Source organism: Pseudomonas sp. rhizo66, from assembly GCF_031931925.1.
Lineage (GTDB): Bacteria > Pseudomonadota > Gammaproteobacteria > Pseudomonadales > Pseudomonadaceae > Aquipseudomonas.
Map to the genome: position 1 here is coordinate 39,722 of NZ_JAUJWZ010000018.1, position 22,856 is coordinate 62,577.

Annotated in this window: 19 protein-coding genes; 7 read left to right on the plus strand and 12 right to left on the minus strand. The window is 59.0% G+C overall.

The annotated features are described in order from the left end of the window. Positions 1 to 10: 10 nt before the first annotated feature. A complete protein-coding gene (locus QZR14_RS20820) occupies positions 11 to 1,198 on the minus strand; it encodes an efflux RND transporter periplasmic adaptor subunit (protein ID WP_311997626.1) in 1,188 nt (395 codons plus the stop codon). A 49-nt stretch (positions 1,199 to 1,247) separates the two neighbouring features. Continuing rightward, a complete protein-coding gene (locus tag QZR14_RS20825) occupies positions 1,248 to 2,495 on the minus strand; it encodes a TolC family protein (protein ID WP_311997627.1) in 1,248 nt (415 codons plus the stop codon). Between the two features lie 594 nt (positions 2,496 to 3,089). Here QZR14_RS20825 and QZR14_RS20830 point away from each other — a divergent pair. From QZR14_RS20830 to QZR14_RS20845, 4 genes are all read left to right on the plus strand, one after another. Continuing rightward, complete coding sequence (locus QZR14_RS20830; RefSeq protein WP_311997628.1) at positions 3,090 to 3,764, plus strand: heavy metal response regulator transcription factor; 675 nt, start codon at positions 3,090 to 3,092, stop codon at positions 3,762 to 3,764. Beyond that, complete coding sequence (locus QZR14_RS20835) at positions 3,761 to 5,194, plus strand: heavy metal sensor histidine kinase (protein ID WP_311997629.1); 1,434 nt, start codon at positions 3,761 to 3,763, stop codon at positions 5,192 to 5,194. The genes QZR14_RS20830 and QZR14_RS20835 overlap by 4 nt, the downstream gene beginning before the upstream one ends. A 331-nt stretch (positions 5,195 to 5,525) precedes the next feature. Continuing rightward, complete coding sequence (locus QZR14_RS20840; RefSeq protein WP_095048089.1) at positions 5,526 to 5,765, plus strand: type II toxin-antitoxin system Phd/YefM family antitoxin; 240 nt, start codon at positions 5,526 to 5,528, stop codon at positions 5,763 to 5,765. Beyond that, positions 5,762 to 6,139 (plus strand): type II toxin-antitoxin system VapC family toxin, encoded by a 378-nt coding sequence (locus QZR14_RS20845; protein WP_250608053.1) that lies wholly within the window; start codon positions 5,762 to 5,764, stop codon positions 6,137 to 6,139. The genes QZR14_RS20840 and QZR14_RS20845 overlap by 4 nt, the downstream gene beginning before the upstream one ends. A gap of 238 nt (positions 6,140 to 6,377) precedes the next feature. On the opposite strand, the gene QZR14_RS20850 is transcribed toward QZR14_RS20845, so the two are convergent. Genes QZR14_RS20850 through QZR14_RS20875 form a run of 6 tightly spaced genes read right to left on the minus strand, consistent with a single transcriptional unit; the run spans position 6,378 to position 12,327 of the window. Next, positions 6,378 to 8,120: an ABC transporter substrate-binding protein gene (locus QZR14_RS20850; RefSeq protein WP_258708478.1), complete on the minus strand. Its 1,743-nt coding sequence runs from the start codon at positions 8,118 to 8,120 to the stop codon at positions 6,378 to 6,380. A 47-nt stretch (positions 8,121 to 8,167) separates the two neighbouring features. Beyond that, positions 8,168 to 8,440, minus strand: coding sequence for a DUF2160 domain-containing protein (locus QZR14_RS20855; RefSeq protein WP_007912485.1), 273 nt, complete (start codon positions 8,438 to 8,440; stop codon positions 8,168 to 8,170). A 10-nt stretch (positions 8,441 to 8,450) separates the two neighbouring features. After that, positions 8,451 to 9,251 carry a carbohydrate ABC transporter permease gene (locus QZR14_RS20860; RefSeq protein WP_003192012.1) on the minus strand — a complete coding sequence of 267 codons (801 nt, stop codon included), beginning with the start codon at positions 9,249 to 9,251 and terminating at the stop codon, positions 8,451 to 8,453. A gap of 9 nt (positions 9,252 to 9,260) precedes the next feature. Continuing rightward, on the minus strand, positions 9,261 to 10,127 hold the full coding sequence (locus QZR14_RS20865) for a carbohydrate ABC transporter permease (RefSeq protein ID WP_007912484.1): 867 nt from the start codon (positions 10,125 to 10,127) through the stop codon (positions 9,261 to 9,263). After that, positions 10,124 to 11,233 carry an ABC transporter ATP-binding protein gene (locus QZR14_RS20870; protein WP_311997630.1) on the minus strand — a complete coding sequence of 370 codons (1,110 nt, stop codon included), beginning with the start codon at positions 11,231 to 11,233 and terminating at the stop codon, positions 10,124 to 10,126. The genes QZR14_RS20865 and QZR14_RS20870 overlap by 4 nt, the downstream gene beginning before the upstream one ends. Next, a complete protein-coding gene (locus QZR14_RS20875; protein ID WP_095048092.1) occupies positions 11,233 to 12,327 on the minus strand; it encodes an ABC transporter ATP-binding protein in 1,095 nt (364 codons plus the stop codon). Before QZR14_RS20875 ends, QZR14_RS20870 begins: the two co-directional genes overlap by 1 nt. Positions 12,328 to 12,677: 350 nt before the next feature. On the opposite strand from QZR14_RS20875, the gene QZR14_RS20880 reads away from it, so the two are divergent. Continuing rightward, on the plus strand, positions 12,678 to 14,528 hold the full coding sequence (locus tag QZR14_RS20880; protein WP_311997631.1) for a sigma-54-dependent Fis family transcriptional regulator: 1,851 nt from the start codon (positions 12,678 to 12,680) through the stop codon (positions 14,526 to 14,528). 309 nt (positions 14,529 to 14,837) lie between these two features. Here the strand turns inward: QZR14_RS20880 and QZR14_RS20885 are convergent, their stop codons facing one another. From QZR14_RS20885 to QZR14_RS20895, 3 genes are all read right to left on the minus strand, one after another. Further along, positions 14,838 to 16,055, minus strand: a complete 1,218-nt coding sequence (locus QZR14_RS20885) for an MFS transporter (RefSeq protein WP_311997632.1) — start codon at positions 16,053 to 16,055, stop codon at positions 14,838 to 14,840. A gap of 337 nt (positions 16,056 to 16,392) precedes the next feature. Beyond that, entirely contained in the window at positions 16,393 to 17,775 is a 1,383-nt protein-coding gene (gene cysS / locus QZR14_RS20890) for a cysteine--tRNA ligase (protein ID WP_311997633.1), read from the minus strand. A 21-nt stretch (positions 17,776 to 17,796) separates the two neighbouring features. Continuing rightward, positions 17,797 to 19,494 carry a glutamine--tRNA ligase/YqeY domain fusion protein gene (locus QZR14_RS20895; RefSeq protein WP_250606669.1) on the minus strand — a complete coding sequence of 566 codons (1,698 nt, stop codon included), beginning with the start codon at positions 19,492 to 19,494 and terminating at the stop codon, positions 17,797 to 17,799. Between the two features lie 250 nt (positions 19,495 to 19,744). On the opposite strand from QZR14_RS20895, the gene QZR14_RS20900 reads away from it, so the two are divergent. Beyond that, on the plus strand, positions 19,745 to 20,251 hold the full coding sequence (locus QZR14_RS20900) for a peptidylprolyl isomerase (protein ID WP_311997634.1): 507 nt from the start codon (positions 19,745 to 19,747) through the stop codon (positions 20,249 to 20,251). Further along, positions 20,248 to 20,994, plus strand: coding sequence for a UDP-2,3-diacylglucosamine diphosphatase (gene lpxH / locus QZR14_RS20905; RefSeq protein ID WP_250606668.1), 747 nt, complete (start codon positions 20,248 to 20,250; stop codon positions 20,992 to 20,994). Before QZR14_RS20900 ends, lpxH begins: the two co-directional genes overlap by 4 nt. Positions 20,995 to 21,227: 233 nt before the next feature. Here lpxH and QZR14_RS20910 read toward each other — a convergent pair whose 3' ends face one another. Beyond that, positions 21,228 to 22,757, minus strand: a complete 1,530-nt coding sequence (locus tag QZR14_RS20910) for a DHA2 family efflux MFS transporter permease subunit (protein WP_016986555.1) — start codon at positions 22,755 to 22,757, stop codon at positions 21,228 to 21,230. Positions 22,758 to 22,856 lie beyond the last annotated feature (99 nt).

A 22,856-nucleotide genomic window follows, 5' to 3' on the forward strand; every position in this document is an offset into this window, starting at 1 on the left:
CCTTCCAGAATTAATGACTGTGCTCGGCTGAGGCTTTGCCCAGTTCCGATTTGAGGACGAAGCTGCCGGCGCTGGCGACTTGCACGCCCGCTTCCAGGCCTTGGGTGACCTCGACGTGGCCGGCGGCGCGGCTGCCCAGCTCTACTGCGCGCGCTTCGAAACCATCGTCGGTGCGCACGAACACCGTGGGCTTGTCCTCGACGGTCTGGATCGCGGTTTCCGGCACGGCGACTTTTGCTTCGCGGCTGTCGGTCGCCACCAGCGCGGTGACGAACAGACCGGGGCGCCACGAGCCTTGGGGGTTTTCCAGCGTTACACGAACGGTCGCGGTGCGGGTTTGTTCGCCGAGCAAGCTGCCGACGTAAGCCACGCTGCCAACGACTTCCGCGTTCAATTCCGGGGCGCTGACGGTGACCGCTTTGCCTACTTGAACCTTGTTCAGATCCTTCGGTGAAACGCCAAACGTCACCCACACTCGCGACAGATCCGAGAGGGTGAACGCCGCCGTGGTTTCATCGACCACCTCCCCCGGCGTCAGGTGTTTTTCCACCACTACACCCTCGAACGGTGCGCGCAATTCGTAGCGATTGCCGCCCGTGGCGACCACGCTGCCACTGAGCACGCTGATTTTCTGCCGGGCGTTGTTCATGGCGATTTCCGCTTCTTCCAGCGCCTGCTTCGCCTGCAAGAAATCCTGCTCGGCGGAGATTTTGTCCTGCCAGAGTTTTTTCTCGCGCTCGTAGGTGGTACGCGCCAAGGCCAAACGACGTTGCGCGGCGGCTTGTTCGCTGCGTTGGTCGGAGATCTGCTGACTGGCGATCACCGCGAGCAACTGGCCCTTCTTCACCGTTTGCCCGAGGTTGACTGCCACCGACTCGACCACGCCCGGGACGCGCGGCACGACGTGGGCAGTGCGGTCTTCGTCGAAGCGCACTTCGCCGGGGAACGGCAGGCCGCGGCTGATGTTTTGCGCCTGCGCTTCGGCGAGTTGAATGCCGGCAGCGGTGATCTGTTCGGCGCTCAATTCGATGTGCCCTTCTTCGGCATGTTCAGCCGCTGCGCCTTCTTCAGCGTGATCGGCATGCTCGGAAGCCTCGTCGGCATGCGCGTCGATGCTTGCGTTACCTGACCACTGCGAGCCGATACCAATGCCCAGCGCCAACGTCGCCACCGCGACCACCATCAGTTTTTTATCCATGGAAACTCCTCTGCGTCATACCTGCGCGCAGTGATGTGAAAAGTGAAATTCAAGGGCTGACGCTGAGGTCGCCGAAGATCCGTTCGATGCGTACCCGGGCGTCGGTGGCTTCGCTGACGGCCTGGATGTATTGGCTGCGCGCGGCGATCAGCGTGCGCTGGGCGTCGAGCACATCGAGGAAGCCAAACTTGCCCATTTCGAAACCACGGGTGGCGCTGTCGACTGCACTTTGCGCGGCGGGCAGGATGGTCTGGTTGAACGCGGTGACTTCGCCGTTGGCGGTCTGCCATTGCTCCAGGCTGGTCTGGATGTCGGTGCGCAAGCGCAACTCGGTGGCGTTGCGCAGATCCCGCGCCTGATCGGTTCGGCGTGCTGCGGCGAGTACGTTGCCCTGATTGCGGTTGAACAGCGGAATCGGCATCGACAGGCCGACCACGTTGACCCGCTCGCGCTCGGTTTCGCTGTATTGGCTGCCGATGCTCACGGTGAGGTCGGGAATGCGTTGGGACTTTTCCAGGCCCAGCGATGCTTCGCGCTGATCGATCTGCAGCTTGGCCAGACGCAGTTCGGCAGTCTCGTTCAGACGCTCGAGCAATCTTGTCGGTGGTGGTACGGCCGGCATGCTTTGCGTGAGCGCCTGCACCTTGGTCGAGGTCGGTAGCGGCGCGCCCATGACCTGCGCCAGTTGTTGGTACGCGGTGGCCTGATCGCGTTCGGCGCGGCTCAATTCAAGGCGCACTTCCGAGAGCTGCACCTGCGCCCGCGTGCCTTCGACAGGCGACGATTTACCTGCCTCGATGCGCCCTTGGGCAACACGTAAACCGTGCTCGGCCAATTGCAGGGATTGCCGGGACAGCTGCAAACGCTGCTGCGCGGTTTGCGCGCTGTTGAACGCCTGAATGACATCGGCGCGCAGGGCATTGCGCTTGCGCTCCAGTTCGATGCCGGCGGCGTCCTGCGCGCGGCTGGCAACATCGATGCGTGCACCGCGTTTGCCACCAAGTTCGATCGGCTGACTGAGCATCACTGTGGTGGTGCGCGAATTGCGCCGGGTGTCCTCGGCCTCCCACGACAATTCAGGATTGGGGATCAGCCCGGCCTGCTGACGATCGCCTTCGGCAATGCCGATTTCCCATTGCGCAGCGGCCAGTTCCGGGTTGCCGGCGAAGGCGGTTTGCAGCGCTTGTTCGAGGGTCAGGGTCGATGCACTGGCAAGGCTGGTACTGGCCAACAACAGAATGCCGCTGGCTGTTTTTCGCAGGCGTGATCGCGCCGTCAGTTGTCTTGAACCGGGCAATGGAAGACTTCCTTCAATTGAGGATTTTTGATGCCGCCACGGTAGGGTTTTGAACTTATCGACAAGGTGACTGGAACATTACAAATCCGTTATCCACGGTTTGCCGAAGTTGTTTTGTTCTAGGATGCGAAGTGCAAATGGTTTTATCGAAATACATCGAAACAAAAACACGGTAGTTATCTGCTGAATTGCACTTGCCGGAATCAAACTCATGGGGATTTTGTGGCTTGTGCTGTGACCGGGTGTCGCAGAGCAGCGTTTTAAAGCGCTTGGAGGTTGACCCTGTAGCCGCTACAACCTTTATTGTCCGCACTTCCCCTCACCCCAGCCCTCTCCCGGGGGGAGAGGGAGCCGACCGAGGTGTATGACACTTTCCATCGACCTGTTAAATCAAGTCGACTATGGATTCCGTAAAGATGGTCCACGTCGGTGCAGTTCTGAAGCATCCCACGTTTAGTCCCCTCTCCCTCTGGGAGAGGGTTAGGGTGAGGGGCTTCTTATCGTTATTGAACAACGTCCGGAAGACCTTACAAAAACAATAACTTTCCCGGTCACCTTAATTAAATACCCATTAAATAAAAGTGGTGAAAGATCATGCGAATCCTTGTCGTCGAGGACGAGCTTAAAGCTGCCGAATACTTGCATCAGGGTTTGACCGAAAGTGGTTATGTCGTTGACCACGCCGCCACCGGTGCCGATGGCCTGCACCTGGCGCAACAACACGCGTATGACCTGATTATTCTCGATGTGAACCTGCCGGAACTGGATGGCTGGAGCGTACTGGAACAACTGCGCCGCACTCACTCCACGCGGGTGATGATGCTCACCGCGCGCGGGCGTCTGGCCGACAAAATTCGCGGCCTCGATCTGGGCGCCGACGATTATCTGGTCAAGCCGTTCGAGTTTCCTGAGCTGCTGGCGCGGGTGCGCACGTTGATGCGGCGCAGCGAAAACATCCCGGTGCCGCAGGTGCTGAAAGTCGCCGATCTGGAACTCGATCCGGGCCGCCATCGCGCGTTTCGTGGCGCGCAGCGTATCGACCTGACCACCAAGGAATTCGCCCTGCTGCATCTGCTGATGCGCCAGTCCGGCGAAGTGCTGACGCGTACGCAGATCATCTCGCTGGTGTGGGACATGAATTTCGACTGCGACACCAATGTGGTCGAGGTGTCGATCCGCCGCTTGCGGGCGAAGATCGATGATCCGTTCGACAGTAAACTGATCCACACCCTGCGCGGTGTCGGTTATGTGCTGGAGGCACGGGAATGAAGCCCTCCAGCCTGTCGATGCGCCTGGGTTTGACGGTGAGTATTCTCGGTGCGCTGCTGGTGGTTTTTTTGGCGATCCTCGCCTATTTCGCGTTGACCCATGAACTCAATGCGCTGTCCCGCGACAGTCTCGAGAAGAAGATGGCGCAGGTCGAACACAGCTTGTCGTTATACGTCGATGCCAATGAAATCACCGGCAAGCCGCATATTCTGCTCGATCAGGTGATGGGTCATGACAACCTCACTCTGACGATTTATGACCGCCTGAATTTGCGCGCGCCGCTGCTCAAATCCGGCAGTGGTTTGAGCGATCCACGGGTTGAATTGAAAGCGGTGCGGGCGACCACTGATCAACTGGCTTACTCCGACAGCATCAATGCTGAAGGGGCTAAATTCCTCACTGCTTCCAAGCTGATTCGTCTCAAGGACGGCAGCAGCGTGCCGGTGCTGCTGTCGATGGACAACGCCCACGATCAGGCGTTGCTCAGCGCTTATCTGCGCTCGACGCTGATCGCTCTGCCGTTGTTGCTGGTGTTCATCGGCCTGACCGCCTGGGGCGCGGTGCAGCGTGGTTTGGCGCCACTGCGTGAGTTTCGCAAGGTCGCGGCGATGGTCTCGACCCAGGATCTGGACCATCGATTGTCCGTGGTCAACATGCCGCAGGAACTGAGCGAACTGGCGCAGGGCATCAACTTCATGCTGCATCGGCTGGATGCCGGGGTGCAGCAGTTATCGCAGTTCTCCGATGACCTGGCGCATGAGCTACGTACGCCGATCAATAACCTGATGGGCAAGGCGCAGGTGACGCTTTCGCGCGAGCGCTCGGTGGATGAGTACAAAGATGTGTTGGTGTCGTGCACCGAGGAACTGGAGCGCGTGGCGCGGATTGTCTCGGACATGTTGTTTCTGGCGCAAGTGAGCCATCCGTCATCGCTGGCACCGTTTGAACCGGTGGCGCTGGAGGTAGAAGCGGCGAAGGTGGCGGAGATGTTTTCGCTGTCGGCGCAGGATAAGAGCATTCATTTGAACGTTGTCGGCAGCGCGTCGGTGCTGGGTGATCGGCTGATGATTCAACGGGCGATTTCCAATCTGCTTTCCAACGCGTTGCGCCACTGCCCGAACGGGAAAACCGTGACGTTGCTGATCGAACAAGGTGCGACCCAGGCCTCCCTGCTGGTCAGCAACCCCGGGGCCGGAATTGAAGCACAACATCTGCCACATCTGTTCGACCGCTTCTACCGCGTCGACAGCAGCCGCTCGCGTTCGCAGGGCAGCACCGGGTTGGGGCTGGCGATCGTGCGCTCGATCATGAGCCTGCATCAGGGTGTGGCGGAGGTGAAGAGTTTGCCGGGTGCGATGACCGTGTTCCGGCTTGGGTTTCCCGCGGTGCCGCCAATGGCCCCTTCGCTTGCAGGCAAGCTCCCACAGTGATTTGCGGGGCACTCAGGTTTTGTGAACGCCACTGAAACCTACAGGCCTTCGCCTGCTCGCGATGGCGGCGGGTCAGTCGATATTTTTGTACGATTTTTTACCGATTTTCTCCCGTCCCCACACAAACGCCGAAAGCTCTCGCCGCAACCTCCGTTTTGTCCTACAGCCAGTTTTGAGTAGATAGCTCTATGGTGGAGGCCGTGGCAGATGGAATACCGACGAGAGGCAAAAAATGAACAGGGATATCGTTTGCGAATGGGCTGAATAAGTCTATGAATTGGCAGCGCTGAAATATTCTGGCTATATTTGTCCAGAATACAGGAGTGAGCTGATGATCATCGTTCCGTTGGCTGAAGCCAAAAACAATTTATCCAAACTCGTCGATGATGCCGCTGCTGGCCAAGTCATCACGATTGCCAAGCATGGCCGGCCGATGGCTCGCCTCGTTCCCGTAGGAAAACCCAGCGCTCAACGTATTGGCGCAATGAAAGGCAAACTGGTGTTGCCCGACGATTTCGACTCACCATTGCCCGATGACATGCTTGATGCATTTGAGGGCACTCAAGCATGAGGCTTCTGCTCGACACGCACATTTTGCTCTGGACACTCAGTGATGACGCCAGACTGTCCGGCAAAGCCAGAAAACTGATTGAGAACGCCGCCGAAATCTACATCAGCGCCGCCACCTTCTGGGAAATGGCGATCAAGGTCGGGCTCGGCAAGCTGAATGTTGATCTGGAAGAAATTCGCCAATATTGCATCGATAGCGGATTCATCGAACTACCGGTGACGGCAGAACACGCGATTGCCGTGAAGGATCTTGAGCACCATCATCGCGATCCGTTTGACCGCATTATCGTGGCCACAGCAATGACCGAACCGATGAAGTTGCTCACGGCTGATGCTTTGGTTGCGCGGTACACCGATTTGGCTGTTTTAGTCTAATCACCGCCCCTGAAACCTGTGCGAGCGAGCCTGCTGACGATAGCGGTGGGTCAGTCGATATCAATGTTGAATGTCAGACCGAATCGCTGGCAAGCCAGCTCCCACAATGTTTTCGGGTGTACCCGGAATGTGTGGCCACCACAGAAACCTGTGGGAGCTTGCCTGCAAGCGATGGCGGTAGATCAGGCAGCAAAAAAACGGCACCTCACGGTGCCGTTTGCTTTTCACACATCAACCATCACTTACGCGCATCCGCCCACGACTTCAGCAGTTCGTTGTAGCTCACGGTCTCGCCTTTCGGCTTCTCGTTCGCCAGTTTCGGTTTCGGTGCACCTGGCTGATCAAACCAGTACTGCGCATCGCGCTCCGGGTTCATTTTAGGTGCACAAGTGGCTTGAGCCTTGGAGCGTTCCAGGCGCGTCATGATTGCGTCCTGATCCTTGGCCAAACCGTCGAGCGCCTGTTGCGGGGTCTTCTCGCCGCTCGCCGCTTCGGCAATGTGACTCCACCAAAGTTGCGCCAGACGCGGATAGTCCGGCACGTTGGTCCCGGTCGGGGTCCATTGCACGCGGGCCGGGCTGCGGTAGAACTCGACCAGACCACCGAGCTTCGGCGCCAGATCGGTCATCGCCTGCGAGTTGATGTCCGACTCGCGAATCGGCGTCAGTCCCACAATGGTTTTCTTCAGCGAAACGGTTTTCGAAGTGACGAACTGCGCATACAGCCACGCCGCCAGTTTCTGTTTCTCAGGCGTGGACTTCATGAACGTCCACGATCCCACGTCCTGATACCCAAGCTTCATGCCCTCTTCCCAATACGGCCCGCGCGGCGATGGTGCCATCCGCCATTTTGGTGTGCCGTCGGCGTTGACCACTGGCAGGCCCGGTTTGGTCATGTCGGCGGTAAATGCGGTGTACCAGAAAATCTGCTGAGCAATGTTGCCCTGGGACGGCACCGGGCCGGACTCGGAGAAGGTCATGCCCGCCGCTTCCGGTGGCGCGTACTTCTTCAGCCAGTCGACATACTTGGTGGTGGCGAACACTGCCGCCGGGCCGTTGGTGTCGCCGCCGCGAGTCACGCTGGAACCGACCGGGTGGCAGTCCTCGACGCGAATCCCCCACTCGTCCACCGGCAAACCATTTGGCAGGCCTTTATCGCCGCCACCGGCCATGGAGAACCAGGCATCGGTGAAGCGCCAGCCCAGCGACGGGTCCTTCTTGCCGTAGTCCATGTGCCCGTAAACGCGTTTGCCGTCGATTTCCTTGACGTCTTCGCTGAAGAATTTGGCGATGTCTTCATAGGCCGACCAGTTCACCGGCACGCCCAATTCGTAGCCGTACTTTTCCTTGAACTTGGCTTTCAGGTCCGCACGTTCGAACCAGTCGGCGCGAAACCAGTACAGGTTGGCGAATTGCTGGTCGGGCAGTTGATAGATCTTGCCGTCCGGCGCGGTGGTGAAGGAGATGCCGATGAAGTCCTTGATGTCGAGGGTCGGCGAAGTGAAGTTCTTGCCTTCGTTGGCCATCAGGTCGGTGATCGATTCGGTCTTGCCGTAGCGAAAGTGCGTACCGATCAGGTCCGAGTCGTTGACCCAGCCGTCGTAGATGTTTTTGTCCGACTGCATCACCGTCTGCATTTTCTCGACCACGTCGCCTTCTTGCAGCAGGTCGTGGGTGAGCTTGATCCCGGTGATTTCGCTGAACGCCTTGGCGAGCACTTTCGACTCGTATTCGTGGGTGGTCAGGGTTTCGGAAACGACCTTGATGTCCATGCCGCGAAACGGCTCGGCCGCCTTGATGAACCACTTCAGTTCTTCGAGTTGCTGCTCGGCCGTCAGGGTCGACGGTTTGAATTCACTGCCGATCCATTTTTTCGCCGCGTCTTCGTAGGCATCCGCCCACGCGGCGGCGCTCAAACCGCTGAGTGCCAGCATGGCTGCCAATGAAATGCTATGTCGCAGCTTATTGTTTTTGTCGAACATAGAGACCTCCTGTTTAAGTTGTGGAGCCGCGTTGCCGAACGACTCGACTAGCCCCAACGCATCACAGCCAACAGCCACACCAGGGACAACGCGGACGCCACCCAGATGCTCCAGTCGGTGGCGCCGATCACCAGCAAATGCAGGTAGGCGCTGCCGAGAAGACCGATAAACAAACGATCGCCACGGGTGGTGGCAATCGGCAGAAAACCTCGCCGCAGGATGCTCGGCGAGCGCAATTCCCACGTCGTCATGCCGACCAGAATCAGGCCGATGACGATGAAGAATGCTGCGGTAGGCGTGGTCCAGCTCATCCATTCCATCATCAGCTCCTCAGACTCGACCGAGGGCAAAGCCCTTGGCCACGTGGTTGCGAACAAACCAGATCACCAGCATGCCCGGCAGAATGGTCAACACCCCCGCCGCCGCCAGCACGCCCCAATCGATACCCGATGCTGAAACCGTACGCGTCATCACCGCCGCAATCGGCTTGGCATTTACCGAGGTCAACGTGCGTGCGAGCAGCAGTTCGACCCAGGAAAACATGAAGCAGAAAAACGCCGTGACACCGATGCCGGAGCCAATCAGCGGGATGAAAATCTTCACGAAGAACTTGGGAAAACTGTAGCCGTCGATGTAGGCGGTTTCGTCAATTTCCTTGGGCACCCCAGACATGAAGCCTTCGAGAATCCACACCGCCAGCGGCACGTTGAACAGGCAATGCGCCAAGGCTACGGCAATGTGCGTATCGAACAGACCAATCGACGAATACAGCTGAAAGAACGGCAGCAAGAACACCGCCGGCGGCGCCATGCGGTTGGTCAGCAGCCAGAAGAACAGGTGCTTGTCGCCGAGGAAACGATAGCGTGAAAACGCATAGGCCGCCGGTAACGCGACACTCAGGGAAATCACCGTGTTGAGGCTGACGTAATACAGCGAGTTCAAATAGCCGGTGTACCAGCTCGGATCAGTGAAGATCACCTTGTAGTTCGCCAGCGTGAAGTCCTGTGGGAAAAGGGTCAGGCCGCCGAGGATTTCGGTGTTGCTCTTGAAGGACATGTTCAGTAGCCAGTAGATCGGCACCAGCAGGAACAGGATGTACACCAGCAATGGGATCAGCTTTCTCTTGCTCATGGCCGGGCCTCAGCGGTTGGCGTCGGAGTGCGTCATGGCGGTGTAGAACAGCCAGGACACCAACAGGATGATCAGGAAGTACACCAGCGAAAACGCCGCTGCCGGACCGAGGTCGAATTGCCCTACGGCCATCTGGGTCAACGTCTGACTCAAGAAGGTCGTGGCATTGCCCGGCCCGCCGCCGGTGAGCACGAACGGCTCGGTGTAGATCATGAAACTGTCCATGAAACGCAGCATCACCGCGATCAGCAGCACGCTCTTCAGTTTGGGCAACTGAATGTGACGGAACACTGCCCAGGCCGAGGCGCGGTCGATGCGCGCAGCCTGGTAATACACGTCGGGAATTGCGCGCAAACCAGAGAAACACAGCAGCGCCACCAATGAAGTCCAGTGCCAGACGTCCATCACCAGCACCGTCACCCAGGCGTCCATGGTGTTGGCGGCGTAGTTGTAGCTGATGCCCATGGCGTTAAGGCTCGAACCCAATAGACCGATGTCGGCGCGGCCGAAAATCTGCCAGATCGTGCCGACCACGTTCCACGGGATCAGCAGCGGAATTGCCAGAATGATCAGCACCACTGAAGACCAGCGGCCCTTGGTCGGCATGGTCAACGCGACGGCGATGCCCAGCGGAATCTCGATCAGCAACACGCACGCGGAGTAGATGAACTGGCGAAGCAGCGAATCGTGCAAACGCGGGTCGAGCAGAACCTGCTTGTACCAGTCGGCGCCGACGAAGTAGCGGCTGGACTGGTCGAAGATGTCCTGCACCGAATAGTTGACCACGGTCATCATCGGGATCACCGCACTGAACGCCACCAGCAGGAACACCGGCAACACCAGCCACCACGCCTTGTTGTTCTGCACCTTGTTCATGGCTGCACCTCTTCATCGGCTTCCAGCAGAAACTCATCGGCATAGACCATCAGCCACTGCGCCGGAAAACTGATATACGCCGTGCCCTGTGGCACCGGTTTGTCTTCAGCCAGACGTACTTTCAGCGGCGCGCCGTCGAGGTCGAGGGTCATGACCTTGTAGGTGCCGAGGTCTTCGACGTGTACGACCCTGGCCTGCATCGCGTCATCAAACGGCTCGTCCCACACGTGAATAAACTCGGGGCGGATGCCGACCTTCAGATTTTTCCACTGGCCGTGTTCGATATGGCGCTGCATGGCGTCGGACAACGGCAGGTGCGTCGAAGCGAAACCGACGCCACCGGGTTGCGGCTGCACGTCGATCAGGTTCATCCCCGGGCTGCCGATGAAATAACCGACAAAGGTGTGGCTCGGCCGCTCGAACAATTCCCGTGGCGTGCCGAACTGGACGATCTGGCCGCCGTACATCACCGCAATCTTGTCGGCGAAGGTCGAGGCTTCCAGTTGATCGTGGGTGACGTAGACCATGGTGATGTTGAACTGCTCGTGGATCTGCTTGAGCTTGCGCCGCAGTTTCCACTTCAGGTGCGGGTCGATCACCGTCAGCGGTTCGTCGAAGAGGATGGCGGAAACGTCGTCACGGACCAGACCACGGCCCATGGAAACTTTCTGTTTTTCGTCGGCGGTGAGGTTGCGCGCCTTTTTGCTCAGGAGGTTTTGCAGGTCGAGGACCTCGGCAATCTCCTGCACCTTGCTGTGCACTTTCGCCTCGGCCATGCCCTGATTACGCAGGGGGAAAGCGAGGTTGTCGAACACGGTCATGGTGTCGTAGACCACCGGAAACTGGAAAACCTGAGCGATGTTGCGCTTCTCCGGCGTCAGGTCGTTGACCGCTTTGCCGTCGAACAACACGTGGCCCTGCGAGGGGCTGAGCAGGCCGGAAATGATGTTGAGCAAGGTCGACTTGCCGCAACCCGACGGCCCGAGCAACGCATAGGCGCCGCCCTGCTCCCAGACGTGATCCATCTCGCGGATTGCATAATCCTCCGCGCCGCTCGGGGTTTTGCTGTAGCTGTGGGCGAGGTGCTGCAAACGGATTTCGGCCATCAGGCAACCCTCGCGACACGCCGGCCCGGTGCTTGCACCAGACGGCCCTGCGCATCGAAAACGAACAGTTTGTGGGTCGGGATATAGATGCGGATCGGCGCATCGACGTCGTATTCATGAACGCCGGGCAGGTGCAGCACCAGCAGGAAATGCTCGTTGCGCACATGCAGGAAGGTTTCCGAACCGCTGATCTCGGCGACTTCGACGGTGACTGCCAATTCCAGATCGTCATCGTTGCTCGGCACCAGCGAGATGTGGCTGGGGCGCACGCCGAAGCGGAACTCGCCCTCACCCACCGGGCGCAGATCGACGTTCAACGGGAAGTGTACGAAGTTGGCGAAGCTGACTTCGTTACCGGCAATTCGTCCCGGCATCAGGTTAATAGGCGGCTCGGAGAACAATTCTGCCGCCAACACGGATTGCGGCTGGTGGTACACCGATGTCGACGGGCCGCTCTGAATCACCCGGCCTTCGTGAAGAATGGTCGTGGTGCCGCCCAGTGCCAGCGCTTCGTTGGGTTCGGTGGTGGCGTAAATGGCGATGGTGTGGCGCGCCTTGAACAGCTCGCGCATTTCCTGACGCAGCTCTTCGCGCAGTTTGTAGTCGAGGTTGACCAGCGGCTCATCGAACAGAATCAGCTCGGCGTCCTTGACCAGCGCACGGGCCATGGCCGTGCGTTGCTGTTGACCGCCGGACAGCTCCAGCGGATAGCGCTGCAGAAACTTCTCGATGCGCAGCATCTTCGCGGTTTCCTGCACTTTGCTGTGGATGATCTCTTTGGACACACCGGCCTGACGCAGCGGCGAGGCGATGTTCTCGAACACGGTCATGGTCGGGTAATTGATGAACTGCTGATAAACCATCGACACGTTGCGCAGGCGCACCGGGCGTTGGGTGACGTCGACGCCGTTCATCAGGATGCGTCCGCTGTCAGGTTTGTCTAAACCGGCCATCAAACGCATGAGGCTGGTTTTGCCGGACAGCGTGCGGCCAAGCAAAACGTTGAACGAACCGGGTTCGAATTTCAGGCACGCATCGTCGATCCAGATCTGGCCCTCGACGGTACGGCTGACGTGCTCCAGGGTGAGTGACATGGCTCGGCCTTTTTATTATTGGAGTCAAGCGACCTGTGCACGGGAGCGAGTTTCGTGCCAGAAATGGCAAGTGATTGATTTGTCGTGAAAATCGTTGAAAGCGTGGGGAAACGGCGTTCATTGCTGAACACATTTGAACAGTCGGGCGATTGACAATGAACAATAGTGAACAACACTCTATGAACGCTTTTTGCGAACGGATTCCCCTGTAGGAGCTGCCGAAGGCTGCGATCTTTTGACTTTGGTTTCTAAAAACAAGATCAAAAGATCGCAGCCTTCGGCAGCTCCTACACGGTGTCTGTTTCGTTCATAACAACAATAAAAATCGCTGCATCAGAGGCTGACCTGCCATGGCCGCACCTGCCCCGCCGCTGTCCCACGACGCGATCATCCAGACCTCCTGGCAACGTTGCCGCGCGTTCGGTCTCGACCACCAGAGCACGCCGGCCTTCGATCAACTGCCCGCCGCCGGCATTGCGCAGTTGCTTGACAGCCATCATTCGCTGGTGCAGACCACGCACCAGGAAGTCCTGCCCTATTACGAAAACATCCTCAGCAATTCCAACTGCCTGATCATGCTCGCCGACAATCAGGGCCAGGTGCTGACCTCGTGGGGCACGCAACGCTTTATCGAGCCGAATCTGGCCCGGGGGTTTCAGGCCGGGGCGAGCTGGATGGAGCGCTGCAGCGGCACCAACGCGATCGGCACGGCGCTGGCCTGTGAGCAAGCGGTGCATATCGAACACGATGAACACTTTCTCAAAGCCAACCGCTTCATGACCGGTTCCGCCGCACCGATTTTCGATGCCGAGCGCAAGGTCATCGCCGTTCTCGACGTGTCCAGCGACAGCTACCTGCCGCCCTCGCACACCTTGGGCATGGTCAAGATGATGAGCCAGACCGTGGAAAACCGGCTGATCCTCAACCTGTTCCATGGCCAGCACTTTCAACTGACCTTCAACACCGGGTTGAACAACCTCGACAGTCAGTGGGCCGGGTTGTTGATCTTCGATGAGAGCGGTCAGGTGCTGTCGGCCAACCGCCGCGCCGACAATCTGCTCGGCGTGCGTCTGTCGCGAGTGAGCGTTGAAAGCCTGTTCAAGGTGTCACTGCTGGAATTGATCAATCAGCCGGACGGGTTGCCGTTTGCCTTGCAGACGTCCGGGCGTAATCGTTTTCAGTGTTTGTTGAAGCGGCCGAAACAGGCACCGATTCAGCCTCGGCTGTTTGCAGAAGCGAGAAGCGCCGAAACACCGTTCAAACCAGCGGGCGCCATCAGCCTCAACACCCTGCACTTCGGCGACAGCCGCGTGGAAAAAGCCGTGCGTCAGGCTGAGCGATTGCTGGAGAAAGACATTCCCCTGTTGATTCATGGCGAAACGGGGGTCGGTAAAGAAGTTTTCGTCAAAGCTCTGCATCAGGCCAGCTCTCGCAGCAAACAGGCGTTTATTGCCGTCAACTGCGCAGCGATCCCCGCCGAACTGGTCGAATCCGAACTGTTCGGCTACGAGAAAGGCGCGTTCACCGGCGCCAACCAGAAAGGCAGCATCGGACTGATTCGCAAGGCTGACAGAGGCACGCTGTTTCTCGACGAGATTGGTGATATGCCGTTGCCGACCCAAGCGCGGTTGCTGCGCGTGTTGCAGGAGCGCTGTGTGCAACCGGTGGGCAGTAGCGAGTTGTTCCCGGTGGACTTGCGGATTATCTCGGCGACTAACCGTTCTTTGCGCGAACAAGTGCAATTGGGCCGGTTTCGTGAGGATTTGTACTACCGCATTGGCGGATTGACCCTGGAGCTGCCGCCATTGCGCGAGCGCAGTGATAAAGAGGCGTTGTTCAAGCGGTTGTGGGAGCAGCACCGTGAGCCGACGCAGTGGGCGGGGTTGAGCCAGGAGGTGCTGGAGCTGTTCAGCCGTCATCCGTGGCCGGGGAATTTACGTCAGGTCAGCAGCGTGATGCAGGTGGCACTGGCGATGGCTGAGGAGCAACCGGTGAGGCTGGAGCATTTGCCGGATGATTTTTTTGTGGATCTGGAGATGGAGCCGGTTGAAAGCGCGGTGCCGTTGGGGCTGGATCTGAATGATGTCGAGGCGTTGAACCGGGAGTTGAAAGCGGCTGGGGGGAATATTTCGCATCTGGCGCGACGTTTGGGGGTGAGTCGGAATACGCTTTACAAGCGGCTGCGCCAGATTGAGGGTTGAGTGAACCCCGTTCCCCTCACCCCAGCCCTCTCCCAAAGGTAGAGGGAGCCGACCGAGGTGTCTGGCGGGGTACATCGACCTGGAAAAACCAGTCGATTATGGATTCAAAGCATCCCGTTCAGGTCGGTGTATCTCGCGAACATCCCCCAATCAGTCCCCTCTCCCGGAGGGAGAGAGAGAGCTGACCGAGGTGTCTGGCGCCGGACATCGACCTGAAACATCGTGGCGATTATGGATTCAGCGCAAATCGCTCAGGTCGGTGTATTTCCTGAACATCCCCCATTCAGTCCCCTCTCCTGGGGGAGAGGGCTAGGGTGAGGGCGAAAATTCCGGCTCAACATGCGCAACCGAAGCCGCCTCCAATGTGCGCAACCCGACCAGCACAACCACCACCATCATCAAACCTGCACCAATAGCCACCGCAAATCCCGCGCGCGCGCCAAAGGCATCAATAACCAACCCCGCCAGCATGCCGCCGAGTGCAACACCCACGCTGATACCGGTTGTCATCCACGTCAGTCCTTCGGTGATCCGCGACGGAGGAATAATGATCGTCCCCATTTTCATGACCACGACCATCGTCGGAGCAAACGAGATGCCGGCGATAAACAGCGCCGCTGTCAGCACATAAACATCCGCTGCAAAAACAGGCAGCACTCCGGTGAACGCCGTGACCAATATCCCGGCCAGAAACTGCTTTTCAATCGCCAGGGAAACCCGCAATGCACCAAACGTCAGGCCAGCCACCAGTGAGCCGAACGCATAAGCAGCGAGGATGAAGGTCGCCGCCCCCGGCCAGCCTTGCGCATTGGCGAAGGCCACAACGGCGACATCGATTGCCCCACCGATAACGCCCATCGCCAGCAACGCGAGAACAATGGTGCGCACGCCGGGAATCAACAGGGTTGAGCCGTTTTGGCTGGCGTGGCCGACGACAACTTTGGGTTCCGTCTGGCGTTGCAGGAGAAACGCCGTCACGCCGACGGCCAGCAGCCCGACCGCGACCAGCGGCCCGGCTTCGGCGAAAAAGCTCACGCTCAAACCGATCGCCAGGGGCGGGCCGACAATGTAAGCGAGTTCGGTCAGAACCGTGTCCAGCGAGAATGCGGTGTGCAACTGCGGCTTGCCACGGAACAACTGCGACCATCGCGCGCGGATCATCGACGGCATGCTCGGCATCGTCCCCGCCAGTGCCGCCAGAACAAACAGCAATGCGGCGGGCGCTCGCAGGTAGACGGCAAGGATCAGTGCCAGCAACATGGCAATGCTGAACGCGGTGACGACGGGCAGCACCCGACTCTGGCCATGCTGGTCCACCAGTTTCGAGATATGCGGGCCGAGCAGCGCATTGGCCAGGGTGAACGTACCGGCGACTGTGCCAGCCAGCCAGTAAACGCCGGTTTGCTGCACCAGCATGGTGATGATGCCAATGCCGATCATTGCCTGCGGCAGCCGCGCAATGGAACTCGCGAGCACTAACCCCGTGGCGCCGGGGGTCGTTAGCAACTCGCGATAGTGATTAGCCATGGTGTCTCCCTTCCATAATCATCGCCGCTCAGCATCCGGCTGAACACGTTGCCGACATCAAGACCTACGCGAACGTCAAAAGCAACCCTCACCCCAGCCCTCTCCCAGAGGGCGAGGGAGCTGACCGAGGTGTCTGGCGTTGTGCATCGACCTGAAAGATTGTGGCGATTATGGATTCGGAGAAAAACTTTCAGGTCGGTGTATTTCTTGAGCATCCCCCATTCGGTCCCCTCTCCCTCCGGGAGAGGGTTAGGGTGAGGGGCTCTTTCTCGCAGCCAAACAAAAACCCGCACAAGGCGGGTTTTGTTCTGATCGTTCCCAAGCAGAGCAGGTTCGGTCAGTCAGCCAGACGCCAGGTCGTGCCACCCTTGCCGTCTTCCAACACCACACCCATCGCCGTCAGCTGGTCACGGATACGATCGGACTCAGCCCAATCCTTCCCCGCCCGCGCCGCCAGACGTGCAGCAATCAGTGCATCAACCTCAGCCGCATCGACACGCCCTTCAGCGCCCGACTGCAGGAAGTCATCGGCTTCGAGCTGCAACACACCCAACACGCTCGCCAGCTCTTTCAGACGCGCTGCCAGACCGGCCGCTGCGTCGAGATCACTCTCGCGCAGACGGTTGATCTCGCGAACCATCTCGAACAGCACCGCACAGGCTTCCGGCGTGCCGAAGTCGTCGTTCATCACTGTGGTGAAACGTTCGACGAACGCTTCGCCACCGGCCGGCGCCACCGTCGGCAGACCTTTCAACGCGTGGTAGAAACGCTCGAGTGCGCCTTTGGCGTCCTTGAGGTTGTCTTCCGAGTAGTTGATCGCGCTGCGGTAGTGGCTCGACACCAGCAGGTAACGCACGACTTCCGGGTGGTACTTTTCCAGCACGTCGCGAATGGTGAAGAAGTTGTTCAAGGACTTGGACATCTTCTCGCCATTGATGCGAATCATGCCGCAATGCATCCACGCGTTGGCGTAGGTCTTGCCGGTGGCCGCTTCGCTCTGGGCGATTTCGTTTTCGTGGTGCGGGAACTCGAGGTCGCTGCCGCCGCCATGAATGTCGAAGGTCTCGCCGAGGCAGCAGGTGGACATCACCGAGCACTCGATGTGCCAGCCCGGACGCCCGGCGCCCCATGGCGATTCCCAGCTCGGCTCGCCCGGTTTGGCGGCTTTCCACAGCACGAAGTCCAGCGGGTCCTGTTTCGACTCGTCGACTTCGATGCGGGCGCCGATGCGCAGGTCTTCGATCTTCTTGCGCGACAGCTTGCCGTAGCCCATGAATTTCGCAACGCGGTAGTACACGTCACCGTTGCCCGGAGCGTAGGCGTAACCCTTGTCGATCAAGGTCTGGATCATCGCGTGCATGCCTGGAATGTGATCCGTGGCGCGCGGTTCCATGTCCGGCTTCTTGATGTTCAGGCGCGCTTCGTCTTCGTGCATCGCGGCGATCATGCGCTCGGTCAACGCTTCGAACGATTCACCTTTCTCGTTGGCGCGGTTGATGATCTTGTCGTCGATGTCGGTGATGTTGCGCACGTAGGTCAGGTCGTAACCGCTGAAGCGCAACCAGCGCGTCACCAGGTCGAACGCGACCATGCTGCGGCCGTGGCCGAGGTGGCAGTAGTCGTACACGGTCATCCCGCAGACGTACATGCGCACCTTGTTGCCATCCAGCGGCTTGAAGACTTCTTTGCTCTTGGTGAGCGTGTTGTAGATCGTTAGCACGTTATTTCCTTTGACGCTGAATCACTGGCCCCACGAATCACGCAGGGTCACGGTACGGTTGAATACCGGCTGACCTGGTTTCGAGTCCTTCATATCCGCAACGAAGTAGCCTTCGCGCTCGAACTGGAAACGGTCTTCCGGCTGTGCATTGCCAAGCGATGGCTCAGCACGACAACCGGTAAGTACCTGCAGCGAATCAGGGTTGATGTTGTCGAGGAAACTGGCGCTGTCTTCGGCCTTCTCAGGGTTGGCCGAACGGAACAGACGATCGTACAGACGCACTTCGCACTCGACGCTGGCCGCAGCCGGCACCCAGTGAATCACGCCTTTGACCTTGCGGCCTTCAGGGTTCTTGCCCAGGGTTTGCGGGTCGTACGAGCAACGCAGTTCGACGATGTTGCCGTCGGCGTCCTTGATCGCCTCGTCAGCACGGATCACGTAGCTGCCACGCAGACGCACTTCACCGGCCGGTTCCAGGCGTTTGTAACCCTTCGGCGGCTCTTCCATGAAGTCATCACGGTCGATGTAGATTTCCCGGGCGAATGGCAGTGCGCGCACGCCCATGTCTTCTTTCGGGTGGCGCGGCAGTTCGAGGTTTTCGACCTGGCCTTCCGGGTAGTTGGTGATCACCACTTTCAGTGGACGCAGTACGCACATGGCGCGCGGTGCGGTCTGGTCGAGGTCGTCACGGATGCTGAATTCGAGCATGCCGAAGTCCACCACGCCGTCGGAACGGTTGGTGCCGACCATTTCGCAGAAGTTGCGGATCGATTTCGGCGTGTAGCCACGGCGGCGGAAGCCCGACAGCGTGGACATGCGTGGATCGTCCCAGCCATTGACGTGCTTTTCATCGACCAGTTGCTTGAGCTTGCGCTTGCTGGTGATGGTGTAGTTGAGATTCAGACGGCTGAACTCGTACTGACGCGGGTGCGCCGGCACTGGCAGTGCGTCGAGGAACCACTCGTACAGCGGACGATGGCTTTCGAACTCAAGGGTGCAGATCGAGTGGGTGATGCCTTCGATGGCATCCGACTGACCGTGGGTGAAATCGTAGTTCGGGTAGATGCACCACTTGTCACCGGTCTGGTGGTGGTGCGCGTGACGGATGCGGTACATGATCGGGTCGCGCAGGTTCATGTTCGGCGAGGCCATGTCGATCTTCGCACGCAGCACGCGGGCGCCGTCCGGGAACTCACCGGCACGCATACGGGCGAACCAGTCGAGGTTCTCTTCCACCGAACGGTCGCGGAACGGGCTGTTCTTGCCCGGCTCGGTCAGGCTGCCACGGTATTCCTTGGCTTGCTCCGGGGTCAGGTCGTCGACGTAGGCCTTGCCGGCCTTGATCAGCTCAACGGCCCAGTCATGCAACTGGTCGAAATACTGCGAGGCGTAGCGCACTTCGCCGGACCACTCGAAGCCCAGCCATTTGACGTCGGCTTCAATCGCGTCGATGTATTCCTGGTCTTCCTTGGCCGGGTTGGTGTCGTCGAAACGCAGGTGCGTGACGCCGCCGAACTCCTGGGCCAGGCCGAAGTTCACACAGATCGACTTGGCGTGGCCGATGTGCAGGTAGCCGTTGGGCTCAGGCGGGAAACGGGTGACGATCTGCGTGTGCTTGCCCGAGTCCAGGTCTGCCTGGATGATCGGCCGCAGGAAATTGACCGGCACGGCAGGGCCGGACTTGGCATTCGAGGTAGGGTCGACAGTGGGCTTGCTCATAGGATCCTTGACTTACAGGTGCGCGGCCGCAGAGGGGGCCAGACAAAACAAAGCCGCTATCATAGCCGATGCTGTCAAGGGGCTGACAGAGCACGGCCTATAAAGGAGCGCATTTAATCGCCGGGAATTGAAAAACAGCCTCGAAATTCGCGGCTGTCACGCTAAACTGCGCACCTTGGCCGATGCAGGCTGAACCGGTTTCGGGACTCAGTCTCCGAAAACCACGAATTCCTTATAAAGAGTAGCGATCATGACTCAAGTTAAATTGACCACCAACTATGGCGACATCGTCATCGAACTGAACGCTGAAAAGGCGCCGATCACCGTTGCCAACTTTCTCGAATATGTTAAGGCCGGTCACTACGAGAACGTGGTTTTCCACCGTGTGATCAAGGGTTTCATGATCCAGGGCGGCGGTTTCCAGCCTGGCATGCAGGAAAAGAAAGACAAGCGCGCCAGCATCCAGAACGAAGCTGATAACGGCCTGAAGAACGAGAAGTACACCCTGGCCATGGCTCGCACCATGGACCCGCATTCGGCATCGGCGCAGTTCTTCATCAACGCCACCAACAACAGCTTCCTCAACCACACCGCCAAGACCGCTCAGGGCTGGGGTTATGCCGTGTTTGGTAAAGTCGTTGCAGGCACTGAAGTAGTCGACAAGATCGAAGACGTTGCCACCACCTCCAAGGCCGGTCATCAGGACGTGCCGAAAGAAGACGTGATCATCGAGAAAGCCGAGATCATCGAAGCGTGATATTGCTGATTTCAGACTTGCATCTGGAAGAGGAGCGCCCGGACATTACCCGGGCGTTTCTGGATTTGCTCGCCGGACGCGCCCGCTCGGCGAGTGCGTTGTACATTCTCGGCGACTTCTTCGAAGCGTGGATTGGCGACGACGCCATGACGCCCTTCCAGCGTTCCATCTGCCAGGCCCTGCGCGAATTGAGCGACAGCGGCACGGCGATTTTTCTGATGCACGGCAATCGCGACTTCATGCTCGGCAAGGCCTTCTGCAAGCAGGCCGGCTGTACGTTGTTGAAGGATCCGAGTGTCGTGCAGTTTTACGGCGAGCCGGTGCTGTTGATGCACGGCGACAGCCTCTGCACCCGCGACGTCGGCTACATGAAGCTGCGGCGCTATCTGCGTAACCCGATCACCCGGTTTATCCTGCGCAACCTGCCGCTGAGTACACGCCACAAACTGGCACGCAAGCTGCGCAGCGAGAGCAAGGCGCAGACGCGGATGAAGGCCAATGACATTGTCGATGTCACGCCGGAGGAGATTCCGCGGATCATGCAGGAATTTGGCGTGAAAACCCTGATTCACGGCCACACCCACCGCCCGGCGATTCACAAGCTGCAGCTCGGCGAGCAAGCGGCGAAGCGGATCGTGCTGGGGGATTGGGATCGGCAGGGTTGGGCGTTGCAAGTGGATGAGAGCGGGTACGCCTTGGCGCCGTTCGACTTCGCCCCGCCGCTGGCTTTGCCGCACGGCTGAAGATCGCTCCCCCTCACCCCAACCCTCTCCCCCAAGGGGGCGAGGGGGAAAGGGAGCCGATCTTCATGCTGTTCAAACCTGAGTCCGACTCACAATCTCAAATCATGCTTTTCAAAACCTGAGCTCAACTCGGTGGCTCAGGTCGGCGTACCTCGAAAGCAAACCTCGGTCAGTCCCCTCTCCCTACGGGCGGTCCGACGTTTCGGGAGGGTTAGGGTGAGGGGCTTTTGACCTCAGTGCCCGGAAGCCGCCGGCCCTGCCTTCGCAGCAAACGGCGGTTTCGCCAGCCACACAATCAGAATCAACCCCATAAAGCCCCAGCCCAGCAGCGTGAAGTAATCCACGGTGGAGAGCATGTACGCCTGACTGGTCAGGATCTGATCCATCTGCGCATACGCCGACTGGCTCGCGCCGCCTAAATGATTCAAGGTCTCGCGGGTTGCCGGCTCAAAGGTGCTGATGCTCTCACTCATATACGCATGATGCTGATCGGCCCGACGAATCCAGATCCACGTGGTCAGCGATGCCGCAAAGCTACCGCCCAAGGTCCGCAGAAAAGTCGCCAGACCCGCGCCATCGGCAATCTGACTCGGTGGCAAGTCCGACATGAGGATGCTCAAGGTCGGCATGAAGAACAGCGCCACGCCAATGCCCATGAACAACTGCACCAGCGCAATGTGCTGGAAATCGACTTCATTGGTGAATCCCGCCCGCATAAAGCAACTCAAGCCAATCGCCAGAAACGCCAGTCCGGCCAGCAACCGCAGGTCGAACTTGTTCGCGTATTTGCCGACAAACGGCGACAGCAGCACCGGCAGAATACCGATCGGTGCCACGGCAAGTCCCGCCCAGGTCGCGGTGTAGCCCATTTGCGTCTGCAGCCATTGCGGCAGGATCAGGTTGATGCCGAAGAACCCGGCGTAACCCAGCACCAGCACCAGCGTGCCGATGCGAAAGTTGCGATAGGCGAACAACCGTAGATTCACTACCGGATGCTGATCGGTCATTTCCCAGATGACGAACACCGCCAGCGCGATCACCGAAATCGCTGCGCCGATGATGATGAAGTTCGACTCGAACCAATCCAGATCATTGCCCTTGTCGAGGATCACCTGCAACGCACCGACGCCAATGATCAACGTGATCAAACCGACGTAATCCATCGGCTGACGGCTGGTCTCAACCGGACGTTTGGCCAGTTGCGAACGCACCACCATCACCGCAAAAATGCCGATCGGTACGTTGATGAAGAAGATCCACGGCCAGCTGTAACTGTCGGTAATCCAGCCACCGAGAATGGGCCCGGCAATCGGCGCAACCACCGTGACCATCGCCAGTAACGCCAGGGCCATGCCGCGCCTGGCCGGCGGATACACCGCGATCAACAGGGTTTGCGTCATCGGGTACAGCGGCCCGGCCACCAGACCTTGCAGCACGCGGAAACCGATCAGTTCCGGCATCGAGGTCGAGATACCGCAAAGAAACGAGGCCAGCACAAACAGAATCGTGGCCCACAAAAACAGCTTCACCTCACCGAAACGGCGGCTGAGCCAACCGGTCAGCGGCAGCGCAATCGCGTTGCTCACGGCGAAGGAGGTGATCACCCAGGTGCCCTGCTCCGAACTCACCCCCAGGTTGCCGGAAATCGTCGGCAGCGCCACGTTGGCAATGGTGGTGTCGAGCACTTGCATGAACGTCGCCAGCGACAGGCCGATGGTGCTGAGCAACAGGCTGGGCGGCGTGAAAGAGGCGTTATTGCTCATTGTGAATCCTATGAAACCAGGTTGACGCCGTGCCCTTTGTGGGAGCGAGCCTGCTCGCGAAAGCGGTGTGTCAGACAACTTCCAAGTTGAATGTCAGTC